At 36.6% G+C, this 13,654-nt stretch carries 11 protein-coding genes, 1 other RNA gene and 1 pseudogene; 6 read left to right on the forward strand and 7 right to left on the reverse strand.

Annotated elements, in window-relative coordinates; translation table 11 throughout:
* Positions 1 to 88: 88 nt before the first annotated feature.
* A complete protein-coding gene (gdhA, locus tag IGJ32_RS08415) occupies positions 89 to 1,438 on the reverse strand; it encodes an NADP-specific glutamate dehydrogenase (RefSeq protein WP_010718408.1) in 1,350 nt (449 codons plus the stop codon).
* Positions 1,439 to 1,551: 113 nt separating this feature from the next.
* On the opposite strand from gdhA, the gene IGJ32_RS08420 reads away from it, so the two are divergent.
* Complete coding sequence (locus IGJ32_RS08420) at positions 1,552 to 2,805, forward strand: NAD(P)/FAD-dependent oxidoreductase (protein WP_053766635.1); 1,254 nt, start codon at positions 1,552 to 1,554, stop codon at positions 2,803 to 2,805.
* A 98-nt stretch (positions 2,806 to 2,903) separates the two neighbouring features.
* Here the strand turns inward: IGJ32_RS08420 and ybaK are convergent, their stop codons facing one another.
* From ybaK to IGJ32_RS08435, 3 genes are read right to left on the reverse strand one after another with little or no spacing between them, the layout of a single operon-like run.
* Positions 2,904 to 3,389, reverse strand: coding sequence for a Cys-tRNA(Pro) deacylase (gene ybaK, locus IGJ32_RS08425; RefSeq protein ID WP_025480513.1), 486 nt, complete (start codon positions 3,387 to 3,389; stop codon positions 2,904 to 2,906).
* A gap of 26 nt (positions 3,390 to 3,415) precedes the next feature.
* Positions 3,416 to 4,165, reverse strand: a complete 750-nt coding sequence (aroD, locus tag IGJ32_RS08430; protein ID WP_010737845.1) for a type I 3-dehydroquinate dehydratase — start codon at positions 4,163 to 4,165, stop codon at positions 3,416 to 3,418.
* Between the two features lie 13 nt (positions 4,166 to 4,178).
* A complete protein-coding gene (locus tag IGJ32_RS08435) occupies positions 4,179 to 5,351 on the reverse strand; it encodes a class I SAM-dependent rRNA methyltransferase (RefSeq protein WP_342081793.1) in 1,173 nt (390 codons plus the stop codon).
* A 229-nt stretch (positions 5,352 to 5,580) separates the two neighbouring features.
* Between IGJ32_RS08435 and IGJ32_RS08440 the strand changes: the two genes are divergently transcribed.
* From IGJ32_RS08440 to IGJ32_RS08450, 3 genes are all read left to right on the forward strand, one after another.
* Entirely contained in the window at positions 5,581 to 7,722 is a 2,142-nt protein-coding gene (locus IGJ32_RS08440; RefSeq protein WP_010718413.1) for an LTA synthase family protein, read from the forward strand.
* Positions 7,723 to 8,050: 328 nt separating this feature from the next.
* A complete protein-coding gene (locus IGJ32_RS08445; RefSeq protein WP_342081794.1) occupies positions 8,051 to 8,779 on the forward strand; it encodes a hypothetical protein in 729 nt (242 codons plus the stop codon).
* Positions 8,766 to 9,272, forward strand: a complete 507-nt coding sequence (locus tag IGJ32_RS08450; protein ID WP_010718415.1) for a hypothetical protein — start codon at positions 8,766 to 8,768, stop codon at positions 9,270 to 9,272. Before IGJ32_RS08445 ends, IGJ32_RS08450 begins: the two co-directional genes overlap by 14 nt.
* 216 nt (positions 9,273 to 9,488) lie before the next feature.
* Here IGJ32_RS08450 and IGJ32_RS08455 read toward each other — a convergent pair whose 3' ends face one another.
* From IGJ32_RS08455 to IGJ32_RS08465, 3 genes and pseudogenes are all read right to left on the reverse strand, one after another.
* Positions 9,489 to 10,931: a sensor histidine kinase gene (locus IGJ32_RS08455; protein WP_010718416.1), complete on the reverse strand. Its 1,443-nt coding sequence runs from the start codon at positions 10,929 to 10,931 to the stop codon at positions 9,489 to 9,491.
* Complete coding sequence (locus tag IGJ32_RS08460; protein ID WP_010718417.1) at positions 10,931 to 11,647, reverse strand: response regulator transcription factor; 717 nt, start codon at positions 11,645 to 11,647, stop codon at positions 10,931 to 10,933. Before IGJ32_RS08460 ends, IGJ32_RS08455 begins: the two co-directional genes overlap by 1 nt.
* Positions 11,622 to 11,979, reverse strand: a pseudogene (locus IGJ32_RS08465) (SdpI family protein). The gene IGJ32_RS08460 and the pseudogene IGJ32_RS08465 overlap by 26 nt, the downstream one beginning before the upstream one ends.
* Positions 11,980 to 12,121: 142 nt before the next feature.
* Here IGJ32_RS08465 and IGJ32_RS08470 point away from each other — a divergent pair.
* The gene (locus IGJ32_RS08470; RefSeq protein ID WP_010737850.1) at positions 12,122 to 12,895 is read left to right on the forward strand and encodes a Cof-type HAD-IIB family hydrolase; all 774 of its coding nucleotides are present in this window, start codon (positions 12,122 to 12,124) and stop codon (positions 12,893 to 12,895) included.
* A gap of 281 nt (positions 12,896 to 13,176) precedes the next feature.
* Positions 13,177 to 13,544: a transfer-messenger RNA gene (gene ssrA / locus IGJ32_RS08475) on the forward strand.
* The last annotated feature ends 110 nt before the right edge of the window (positions 13,545 to 13,654 follow it).

Here is a 13,654-nt window from a genome sequence, read left to right on the forward strand (position 1 = left end):
ATATACAGCTTATACTTTACGTTTTTTTTTACAATTTTTCAAGCAAATAAATGAATTGAAGCTAATATTTACAAGAAAATTTCAAACACTAAACTAATCCTTGCGCATACATCACTTTCGCTACTTTTTCAAAACCTGCAACATTTGCTCCTAGCAATAGATTTTTTTCATTGCCATAAGCTGCTGCCGTTTGGCGACACGTTTGATAAATATTTTTCATGATTTCATCTAATTGGCGATCCACTTGTTCACTTTCCCAAGACAATCGTTGAGCATTTTGACTCATTTCTAATGCTGAGACAGCGACACCGCCGGCATTAGCTGCTTTCCCAGGACAATACCACACATTGGCTTTTTCAAAAACATTGACAGCTTCAAGAGTACATGGCATGTTTGCGCCTTCTGCGATGATTTTCACTCCACATTCAACCAAGTTGTTAGCAAGCGTTTCGTCTATCTCGTTTTGAGTAGCGCAAGGAAGCGCGATATCTGCAGTTTCTTTCAAAGTCCAGACAGATTGACCAGCATGATAGACAGCAGAATCACGTTTTTCTGCATAAGCGGTCAACCGTTCCCTTTTTTCTTCTTTGACTTCTTTTAATAGTGCCAGGTCGATTCCTTCTGGATCATAGATAAACCCACTGGAATCAGAACATGTGATGACTTTCCCACCTAATTCTTGAACTTTTTCAATGGCATAGATGGCAACGTTTCCGCTACCAGATACCAGAACTGTTTTTCCTTCAAAAGAGTCTTTTTCTGCTTGTAAAAGATGTTTGACATAATAAACCAATCCGTATCCAGTTGCTTCCGTACGAATCTTACTTCCCCAAAAATCTAATGGTTTTCCAGTAAGGACACCGGCATCATATTGTTTTAATCGTTTATATTCTCCAAACAAATAACCGATTTCTCTGGCACCGACTCCAATATCTCCAGCAGGTACATCGATGGATGGACCGATATGCTTGGATAGCTCCAGCATGAAACTTTGACAAAAACGCATGATTTCATCGTCTGATTTTCCTTTTGGATCAAAGTCACTTCCGCCTTTTCCTCCACCGATTGGTAGACCAGTTAGACTATTTTTGAAAATTTGTTCAAAAGCTAGAAATTTAAGAATACTTAAATTCACACTCGGATGGAATCTCAACCCACCTTTATAAGGGCCGATTGCTGAATTGTACTGAATGCGGTATCCACGATTGACTTGCCAGTTTCCTTCGTCATCTTGCCACGGCACGCGAAATTGAATGATTCTTTCTGGTTCTGACAACAATCCTAAAATATTTCGTTTGATGTATTCAGGATGTTTTTCTAAAAATTGAGTAGCTGAAGGCATAAATTCATCAATGGCTTGTAAAAATTCGACTTGTCCTGTGTCTTTTTGATGAATATTATTTTGAATTCGTTGGACGTATTCTGTTGCGTTTGTCATTGTTTCACACTCCTTTTATAATCTTCTTTTATTTTAGCCTATTTTTATTAGATGCTCAAAACATTTCCTGCTTTCTTTTCATAAATATGCTACACTTTCTCTGAGGTGAGGAAATGGAAACAACCTATGATGTGATTGTAGTCGGTGCTGGAACTAGTGGTATGATGGCTGCAATTAGTGCGGCTGAATATGGCGCAAAGGTTCTCTTAATTGAAAAAAATAAAAAAGCTGGAAAAAAATTATTAATGACAGGTGGCGGAAGATGTAATGTCACGAATAACCGTCCAGTTGATGATTTGATTGCTCATATTCCTGGAAATGGCAAATTTTTATACAGTACATTTTCCCAATGGAATAATTTTGATATCATGGAATTTTTCGAATCTCAAGGTGTTCATCTAAAAGAAGAAGATCATGGTCGGATGTTCCCTGTGACGAATAAGTCAAAAACGATTATCGAAGCCTTGATCCATCGTTTAAATGAATTAAATGTTACGATGCTCTTTGGCACCCGAGTCGAAAAATTAGTGCATAGCGACGGAAAAATCTATGGTGTACGAACGGAATTTGAAGAATTTCAATCCTCTTGTGTCGTATTAACTACTGGGGGGCGAACCTATCCGTCGACTGGTTCTACAGGTGATGGCTATAAAATCGTTAAAAAAGTCGGTCACACTGTCACACCCTTGTATGCAACAGAATCTCCACTGGTTTCTGAAGAAACTTTTATCAAGGATAAAACCTTGCAAGGATTATCTTTACAAGATATTTCTTTAAGCGTATTAAACAAGAAAGGTAAAGTCATCACCGAACATGTTATGGACTTGCTTTTCACTCATTTTGGGATTTCTGGACCTGCGGCATTGAGATGTTCAAGTTTCATCAATCAAGAGTTGCAAACGACTGGAGAACCTGTCACGGTCGTCTTAGACTGTTTTCCGAATCGTTCGCTTCAAGAATTGATCAACGAATTGACTGCTAAAAGCCACCAATCGAAGAAAACATTGAGTAATGCTTGGCATGGCTTTTTACCTGAACGCTTGCTTCTCTTTTTCCTTGAAAAAAGTGGATTAACGGAACAAACTGGTAGTCAAACGACAGAAAAAGAGATCCAACAATTTGCGGAGCTTTGCAAAAGTTTTTCTTTCAAAATAACCAAAACTTTTGCCATCGAAAAGTCTTTTGTGACTGGTGGTGGCGTTTCACTAAAAGAGATCAATCCAAAAACATTAGAAAGCAAATTGGTCAATGGATTATTTTTTGCTGGTGAATTGTTAGATGTTAATGGGTATACTGGTGGTTTCAATATTACTGCGGCTTTTGCGACTGGACATGTAGCAGGAATGAATGCCGCTTTTCTTAGCTGATTAAATGAAAACAGTAACGAAGGGAGTAGAAGATGTCTTACTCTTTTCGTTACTGTTTTTTCTTTTTTTGTTGATAAACTGATGAATTTCCGGCTGCATCACAGTACAAGATCAGCAAAAGTCCCTTTAGTTAAATCACAAATGGCTTGAGGTGCTAGCTCCATTTGGTGTCCTCTTTTTCCTGCTGATACAATGATCGTTTCTTGTGATTGTGCTGTTTGTTCTAAATAAGTAGGAAATAATTTCTTCATCCCAATTGGCGAGCAGCCGCCACGAATATAACCAGTGGTAGCTTCTAAGTCTTTCAGATGTAACATTTCTACTTTTTTGTTTCCAGATACTCTTGCTAATTTTTTTAGATCTAACTCTCGATTACCAGGAATGACCGCTACGATCGTTCCTGTTTTGTTTCCAACCGCTACGAGTGTTTTATAAATGCGGTGTTCACTTTCAGAAAGTTGCTCAGCGACAGAAGATGCACTTAAATGTGCTTCATCCCAAGCATACTCATGTTCAGTATACTTGATTTTCTTTTGTTCTACTAAGCGGATCGCATTTGTTTTCACTTGTTTTTTCTTTGCCAACATTTTCACCTTCAAATTAGATTGTTTCAATTTAATAATTTGATTATTGATTTTAGTTCCTTTACAGTGATTTGTCCAGGTGCTGATGCTTTTTCAGAGGTTAACGCACCAAAGGTCATGACCGAACCAGTCAAATTTCCCGATAAGCGCGAAATCATTCCGAGCTGTCCCATTGACATTGTAATCAGAGGCATGGACACAAACGCTCCTGCCCGTCTCGTTAGCTCCATCAAACGTAACACATCTCGTTCGTTATGGGGCATTACCGCTATTTTACCGATATCTGCACCAAGATGTTCCATCATATTCAATTGATACAATAAGACTGGATCAGCTGGGGTCTCTTTAAAATTATGACTGCTGATAATCATCGGGATGTTGCGCTGTTTGATTTCTGCTAACAACTCTTTTTCAAGGCTTTCAATTTTGTCTAATTCTAAATCAACCATATCGACTAAACCAGAGCGGATCATCTGTAGGTACAACTCGTGATATGCTCGGATCGTTATATCTCGTTTGCCACCTTCTGCTATTGTTCTAAAAGTGAAAAGCACCGGTAACCCGTCGAGCATCTCATGGATCAGTACCAACGTTTCTGTGACTTTTTCATATTGAAAGACATCTTCATAATAATCAATTCGCCACTCCACTAAATCAGCACCAGCTTCTTTGGCTAAAATCGCTTCTCGCAAAAGTTCTTCACGAGTGTCTCCGATCATTGGCGCACAAATTTTAGGATGTCCTTTTCCTAAGTTTAGTCCTTTCACTTGCACCATCTGTCCTCCCCCCTTATTTCCTAATTTGATAGATAAATACTTTTAAATAATCCCCTTCTGGAAAGGCTTCAATGGTTTGGAAATCTTGTGGTAATCGAAAACGAGTGGTTTCTTCATATTCAACATTGGCTAGCATTAGTTCATTTTCGATCATTTTTTTGAACTGATCGGTACTCACGTTAGCTGCGTTCGTTGAAGCGATAAGCGTTCCCTCGTCCGATAAAATAGCCAAGCTATCTTTAACCAATTCGCCATAATCTTTGGCTACTCGGAACACTTTCTTTTTGTTTCTCGCAAAACTTGGAGGGTCAAGCACAATGAGATCATAAGTCAGCTGCTTTCTTTTAGCATATTTAAAATAGGCAAAAACATCCATCACAATGATTTTTTGTGTCTGAAGATCCAAACCGTTGATTTCAAATTGTTCCTGTGTTTTTTTCAAACTTCGCTTTGCTAAGTCAACACTCGTGGTCTCCAAAGCACCACCCATTGCTGCCGCAACTGAAAAAGCCCCAGTATAGCTAAACATATTCAAAACAGACTTTCCTAGACCAAGTCCATCGATCAAAGCTCCTCGGACTTCTTTTTGATCTAAAAAGATGCCTGTCATCAGCCCTTCATTCAAATAAGTGGCGTAAGAGACGCCATTTTCTTTGATGATTAAAGGTTCAGGAGCTGTTTCTCCATAAACATACTGACTTTCAGGAAATTCATTTGTTTCAAAACGGATTTTTTCGTAAGCACCCTTTATCTCAGGATAAACTTGTTGAAACGCTGAGAAGAGCAAATGGCGGTAAGTATAAAGAGTTTCATTATACCAAGAAAATACTGCATAGTGTTCATAATAATCAATGATCAGACCACCGATGCCATCCCCTTCTCCGTTAAATAAACGAAATGCTGTTGTTTGTTCATCTATGAAAAAAGCTTGTCTTTTTGCTTTAGCTTCAGAAAACTTTTTCTCAAAAAATGCCTGGTCAAACGTTTCATTTTGTTGACTTAAAACCCAACCGATTCCTTTGTTTTGTTTACCTAAATAGCCCTTAGCTAAGAAATTATCTTGTTGATCAACCAATTCGATCCACTGCGTGGTTTCATTGTACGACTGGACCAAATCTTCCTTTTGAATCAATGGATAACCGTTCTTGATACGATTTCCTGCTTTTTTCTTAATTTGTACTTTCATTGACTCACCTACTTTACCTTTATCATTAATCAGTATACCAAATATTACGCAGGCTGTCTTAGTGCTAGCGTTCACAAAAGAATAAGAAATCCTTAATCACCGGTGTAAGCGTTTGGTTTCGATTGACACTGGATTTGCGTACTAGTAAAATAGGATGGAATATGTAGTTTGAGCAATCATAACTTCATAACACTCTGTAAATGAGAAGAGTGGGGAAAGGGAGATTACATTGAGACGAATAAAAACACCCGCCTTTTTGAATAAAAGGCTCGGATTTTTTTCTTTATTAGCTGTTTTACTTTGGCTAAAAACAATTTTTGCCTATTTGTTTGATTTCAATTTAGGCATCGAAAGTGGCATACAATACTTTATACTGTTTATCAATCCGATCGCTACCACGTTGTTGTTAATGGGGATTGCGTTATATGTGAGACGGACGAAGGCGTCTTATATTACAATGATGGTCATTTATTTCCTATTGACTTTACTAGTGTTCTCTAACGTAACTTATTATCGTGAGTTTACGGATTTTATTACGATCAATACCATCTTGGGAGCAGGAAAAGTAGCTAGCGGACTTGGAGAAAGTGCTATTCGCTTATTTAGACCATATGACGTCCTTTATTGGATCGACTTTATCATTGTCGCTGCATTATTGATAACCAAAAAAATCAAAATGGATCCACAACCGATTCGTGCACGAATGGCTTTTGCGATCTCGACTTTGTCAGTCATGATTTTTTCTGGAAATTTATTTTTAGCAGAAGCCGATCGCCCAGAGTTATTGACTCGTACTTTTTCTAGAGATTATTTAGTCAAATATTTAGGTATCAATGCGTTTACCGTCTATGATGGTATCCAGACTTACCAAACGAACCAAGTACGAGCAGAAGCAAGTCCTAATGATCTGAAAGAAGTAGAAAGTTATATCAAAGATCACTATGCTGAACCAAATGATGAAACATTTGGTATTGCTAAAGGAAAAAATGTGATTTATATCCATTTAGAAAGTTTCCAACAATTCTTGATCGACTATAAACTAAAAGATGCCAATGGTGTAGAACATGAAGTAACGCCATTTCTGAATAGTTTATATCATAGTAACAGTACATTTAGCTTTGACAATTTCTTCCATCAAGTTAAAGCAGGTAAAACCAGTGATGCTGAAACCTTATTTGAAAATTCACTATTTGGTTTAAATCAAGGATCGTTATTCACTCAATTAGGTGGAAAGAATACCTTCCAAGCTGCTCCTGATATTTTGAGTCAGACACAAGGTTATACGAGTGCCGCCTTCCATGGTAACGCTGGTACATTCTGGAATCGTAATGAGACCTATAAAAAATTAGGTTACAACTATTTCTTTGATGCTTCTTATTATGATGTCAATGACGACAATTCATTCCAATATGGATTGCATGATAAGCCGTTCTTCCAACAATCAGTACAATATTTAGAACATTTACAACAACCTTTTTATTCTAAATTTATTGCGGTATCTAATCATTATCCTTATTCTAAGTTTACAAACGAAGAAGCAGGCTTCCCGCTAGCTACGACAAATGATGAAACGATCAACGGATACTTTGCAACAGCGAATTATCTCGATACAGCAGTTGAAGAATTTTTCAACTATTTGAAAGCTAGTGGTCTTTATGATAATTCTGTCATCGTCCTTTATGGTGATCACTACGGAATTTCTAACTCTAGAAATAAATCGTTAGCGGAACTAGTGGGTAAAACAAGTGATACATGGACCAACTTTGACAATGCACAAATGCAACGAGTTCCCTACATGATCCATCTACCTGGACAAACAAACGGTGGAATCAATCATACCTATGGCGGACAAGTGGATGCATTACCTACTCTACTCCATCTGTTAGGAGTAGATACCAAAAATTACAATCAGCTAGGACAAGATCTCTTTTCTAAGCAACATGATCAACTTGTTACTTTCCGTGATGGTGATTTTATTACTCCTAAATACACTTATTATGGTGGAACGATTTACGATAACAAAACTGGACAAGCCATTACAGAACCGACTCAAGAAGTTCAAAATGAGATTGATGCATTGAAAGAAAAAGCGAATAAACAGCTAGCTGTTTCTGATCAAATCAACAATGGTGACTTACTCCGCTTTTCTACAGATACTGGGTTAGACCCAATTGAAGCAAGTCAATTTGATTACAAAAACGGCATGAAACAGTTGCTTGAAAAAGAAAAAGAACTAGGTGACAAATCAACAAGTGTCTTTAGTCAAAACAATAACCAATCAACAAAAGATCTATATGAAACCAAAACTTACCAACAAATAAATGGAACACAGACGAGTGATTCAGTTCCTTCTTCTGAATCTGATAAATAGCTAGCCTTTCTTTCAAAAGGATTACGTGCCCATAGAAGTAATGATTATAAAAGCTAAGAATGACGAAAACCAATTCTTGTTTTTCGTTAATTCTTAGCTTTTTTCATGCACTTTAATTTGAGTTACTCTGGCGTTTTTCTAGAAAATAGAGCTTAAATTCACGTATTAGAACCATCCATGAACATTGGATTTTATTCACAAAATATAGCGGAACAGTTGATTTATCGTCATTTTCGTTTATTAAAAAATAGGGATTTCCTGATTTTACTATATGAATTTCATACTTTATTCATATTCATTTTCTATAATTTAAAATGAGGTGAAAGTGATGAGAATACTCCGCTATTCAGTTGCAAGAATGCGTTATTATAAAAAACAGACACTTTTTAGTTGCTTATTTACAAGTGTCACTGCTTTTTTATTGATGCTTGTGTGTAACTTATATCATTTACAATCAACACTTTATGCACAAATTGAAGATCGTCTTAGTTTCTTGGACACGACGTCCTTAAAAGTACACTTTCCGTCTTTTCTATCAGTGAAACAATTTTATGTCGAGCTGATCTTGTTGTTACTGTTCTTGTTTGTTGGCGCATTTATCTTTTTCTTTCAGCGAACATTAAAACAAGACCAACGTGAATTGATCAACTGGCGTTTAGCTGGTTTATCGAAAACTAGAATTTTTCTTTTGATCATCTGGCAAATGCTCTTACCATTACTGATCTGTTGCACACTCTTATTTATTGGAATTGTGCTTTTTCAAAACATTTATCAAGCACTGTTACAACATCTTAATTTTTGGAGTCTAAGATTATTTGAATTACCTGACACCCATTCACTTATATCGACTACTCGACCATTAGCCATACCGATGGATCAACAAACTTTTTTTAAAATTGATTTTGTAAACGATGCTTTTTTCTTCGATACGTTTAAGAGTTTCCTACAAACGGTTGGCCTTCTTATCTCCATCAGTCTATGCATTAGTCTCTTACAATTTACGATTTTCTATCAACGTTTAAAAAAAGGTAAGGTGATCTTTCATGAATACATGTAAGCCAATAATGTCTTTAGGAGAATTAGCTGTTATTCTTTGCCCAAAAGCAAAACAAGAAGAACTATTAACAGCGCTAAAAGAGCAAGCGATTGTATCGAGTCCCAAACAATTACTTATCGTCCAAAAAGATTGGCCTCTCTTCCCTTATTTAAAAACCAAAGATCAAGTACTACTGAATTTATCTGAAAATAAAAAAGAACGTTTATCTTTTCAAGAAATGCTCAAGATTGATCCAGCACTTCTTAACAGAGAACCTGATCAACTTTCTCTTTTTGATAAAATCAAACTTCAATTGTTGCATGCGTTACTTGCTAAAAAAGACAAACTCATCATTGAAGAAGTGCTGGACGAACTTAAAGTAATTGAAGCACAAGAAATTCTTGATCTATTTGATTATCTAGTCAAAAACAAAAAAATCGCCATTCTATTACTGACTCATGATGAAACCATTGCTCATAGTCAGTATGTCGACCAAATCTATGATGAACGATAAAAAGAGGTCGTGGAAAGAGCAACTCGACCTATGTAATAAGGATGAAACTCACAGCTTCCTATGTTTTGAGAGTTTCATCCTTATTGCCGAAGATCAGCTCTTTGAACACTATTTAGCTCCTCTCTTAATTGTTGAGGAGTTGTTTCTTGAACGCCGTTTATTCGTTTTTAGAGATACTAAAAGAGACTGAACCAAGTTTTGGATCAGTCTCTTTGTTTATTTTATTTCTACATCTGGTAATTTAACTGTAAATGTTGTTCCTGTCCCCAATTCGCTTTCTACTTCCAGCTTTCCTTTATGAAGCCGAACTAACTGTTGAACGATTGGAAGTCCTAGACCTGATTCCCCGTATTTTGTATTTTTTCTTGAGGGATCAACTTTATAATAACGGTCCCAAATACTCTTCATTTGTTGTTCAGTCATTCCGATACCTGTATCCTTAATTCGGATAATCGTTTCTAGATAACCTTTTTCTAAAGAGATCGTGATCGTTCCATTTTCTGTAAATTGAATCGCATTTTGGATGATATTCACCATGATTTGCACAAATCGGTCATAGTCTGCATACACTTCCACATCGTCTTCTGCTTGTAAAACTAAAACATTCCCTGCAGCTTCTGCTTTTGTTTCAAGCTGTGCCACAATATTTTTCAATGTTTCTGTACCATTGAATCTTTTAATAACCATACTGATTTGATTGGTTCTGATTTTTTCATAGTCTAGATTTTCGTTAACTAAGCGTATCAGTCGTTCTGTTTCATTTTTCATCAAGTTGATCGCATTTTCTCTTTGGTCTTCAGGAATTGCATTATATTTTAGACCTTCAAGTAATCCGTTGATTGTGGTTAGCGGCGTACGCATTTCGTGAGAAGCATCTGCCATAAATTGTCTTCGGCGATTTTCTTGCTCTTCGATTTCAGCCTGAGATTCTTTTAAAGAATTCGTCATTTTGTTGAAGTCATCCGCTAATTCATCAAATTCATCTTTATCATGAACTGGCAATTGGACATCAAAATTTCCATTCGTGACTTCTTTCGTTGCATTACGTAAACGATTGATCCTTTTAACCTGAAAAGCAGCAAACGCATAACTCGCTAATATAGCAACAATACTTGAAAAAATAAAACCTTTAAACAGATTCAATGTGACCGATCGAACACTATTATCGATATTTTTAGCCGGTTGACTAACAACCAAGCCACCATAAAATTCATGATTTAAATTAAAAGGTACTAAGGCATAAGACGTCGCTTGATTTTGTCCTAGTATATTTTTGTTGGAGGTAAATTTTACTTGTCTTCCATGACGCAGATTATCCCATTGTTCCGCTTTAATCGTAAAGTTCAATACCACATTATCAGTAGGATAAATGACCCGTTCGTTCTTATCGATAAAAATAAAATTGACATTTTGTTCTGATAAGACTTGTTCCGTTAATAATAATGCATTTTGAAACGCTTGATCTTGGCTTAATTGAGGAAACGTGTCTGTGTATGTCTGTGTTGTCTTCTCGACAGATTCTGCATAGCCAAAAAGTTGTTGGTAATTATTTTCTTCAATGGTTTGCTTAGTCAGTTGCGTAAAAGAAACACCTACGATCAAAATGATCATCGCGATCATACCGCAAAAGGCTAATAACTGCTGGTAAAGATAGCGCATTAGGCCACACCAGAATCATCAAATTTATAACCTACGCCCCAAACCGTTTGAATGACTTGTGGTCCAACCTTTTCGATTTTTTGTCGAAGCTTTTTGATATGCGCATCAACCGTTCGTTCATCACCAAAGTATTGATAATCCCACACTAATTCCAGTAATTGTTCCCGAGAAAATACTTGACGTGGTTTTTTAGCTAGTGTAAATAATAGATCAAACTCTTTCGGTGTCAAACCTTCGATTGGTGCTTTATTTAAATAAGCTTCACGTGTTTTTGTATTCATCTTAAAGTGATCTGTTTCGATATCGAAGTGATCGTCCGAGTTGTTTGTTTCTTCTTTTACCTCTACCAATTCACTACGACGGTGTAAAGCTTTCATTCGGGCAATCAAAGTTAGTGGGCTAAAAGGTTTGGTCACATAGTCATCTGCGCCCATCTCTAATCCAATAACCTGGTCACTTTCAGAATCACGAGCTGTTAACATAATGATCGGAACTGTACTAGAGACTTTCCGAATTTCTCTACCAACAAGCATACCATCCATCGTTGGCAAGTTCAGGTCTAAAGTGATCATGTCCCAGTAATTCGGTCTTTCTAAAAAAGCATCTAGACCTTCTTTTCCGTCATATTTAAAAGTTGCTTCCCATCCTTCATTCAAAAAAAACATCTGCATCATTTCAGATACGGATTGATTATCTTCTATCATTAAAATATTCATTTTTTATTTCCTCCAATACTATCATCGAGTTCTTGTAATTTTTTTTCAGTTAAGATAAAAATCGGCATAATTGGAAAAACTAAAACCAACATCTCGATTATAAAATAGTTTGTCTGTCCAGTTAATTTTAGTAAATAGCCGATCAAGGCCATCAATAAACCGAAAATAAAAAAATATTTTCCACTTGTTTTTTGTGCTAACCGCCAGTGAACATCGGATTTTGTGGCTCGCGGTGAGTGGTAACCATAAAAAGGCAGATTCCCTTTAGAAGGGATAAAAAGAAACAAGCAACCTAGGATAGTCAAAAATACTCCGACAACTAAAAAAATCATATGATCCCTCCTAAATCTCTCTTTCTAGTATACTCTAAAAATTAACTTGAACCAATATATTCGGTAATTCTTCACGAAAGGTTTGTCTTTTGTTCATTCTTTGTTAAGATAGGGGTAATCGAATAAAAAAGGGGTTTTTTTTGTGTCAAATTATCGTGCAATTACTTTTTTTGATCTTGATGGAACACTGTTAGATGCTCAATCAAAAATCACACCAGAAGTGGCCGAAGCAATGCAAGCACTACAGGCAAATAACGTCCTGCCAGTCATAGCAACTGGACGAACTGAAGCTGAAATCAAACATATCATGTCAGATGCTGGTATTTCCTCTGCAGTTACGATGAATGGTTCTTACATCAGCGTGGATGGTCAAGAAGTTCATTCTGAAATAATCGCAACCGAAGACTGTCAAAAGATGCTCGAACATGTCCAAATACAAGGGCACCAGCTCTCATTTTATAACCATCAACATATTTGGTGTACCGCACACACACAAACGATGATTGATGCCTATAACTTTATCCATTCAAATGTACCAGAAATCAATCCGCAAGCTTATTTGGATCATCCAATCAATATGTTACTTATCCTCTCTCAATCTGGGGATGAATATTATCATGAACAATTTCCTGATCTGACTTTTTATCGAAATGGTCCTTACTCGATTGACACGGTCAAAAAAGGAATCTCGAAAGGTGCAGGAGTGAAACGTTTAAAACAAGAATTAAACCTTGTTGATGTGCCTACATTTGGATTTGGTGATGGACCAAATGACTTTGCACTGTTAGAGGCATGCGACAACAAGATCGCGATGGGCAATGCTTATAATGATCTCAAAGAACTATCCACTTTTATTACAAAGAAAAACACTGAGGGCGGAATCGTTCATGCGCTCAAACATTTTGACTTGATTTGATTTTTAATCGAAAAACGATGAAATTCTGCTGATAAGGATGCTAGCTAGTAGAAAGGTGATTCATCTAGCCAATATCAGGTGAATGTTGAAAGCTTTTTAACTAGATACGATGTATATTTCCGAGTAACTGAGAGATGATTTTTTACAGTATTAGCTATTGAGAATCATCTCTTGATACTTCGGACGATTTGCTTTTTCCGTGATCGTTCCTCATTGAAAAAATTCAATTTTGTGCTATAATATAAATTGTATGAAAAATACACGTAACCCTTGTTTATAACGGGGACGTTACGGATTCGACAGGCACAGTTTGAGCTTGAATTGCGTTTCGTAGGTTACGTCTACGTTAAAACGTTACAGTTAAATATAACTGCTAAAAACGAAAACAACTCTTACGCTTTAGCTGCCTAAAAACAGTTAGCGTAGATCCTCTCGGCATCGCCCATGTGCTCGAGTAAGGGTCTCAAATTTAGTGGGATACGTGACAACTTTCCGTCTGTAAGTTGTTAAAGAGATCATCAGACTAGCAATACAGAATGCCTGTCACTCGGCAAGCTGTAAAGCGAAACCACAAATGAGTTGACTATGAACGTAGATTTTTAAGTGGCGATGTGTTTGGACGCGGGTTCGACTCCCGCCGTCTCCATTGTGAGATTTCGGTAGATTTCACTAAATGCCTAAATCCTTATTTTAAAAGGATTTAGGCATTTTTTATTTTCGGTAGTTTTCGTTAAATGAAATTTATTCAAGCTTATTTTC

The sequence above is a fragment of the Enterococcus sp. DIV1639a genome, from assembly GCF_050530445.1.
GTDB lineage: Bacteria > Bacillota > Bacilli > Lactobacillales > Enterococcaceae > Enterococcus_B > Enterococcus_B hirae.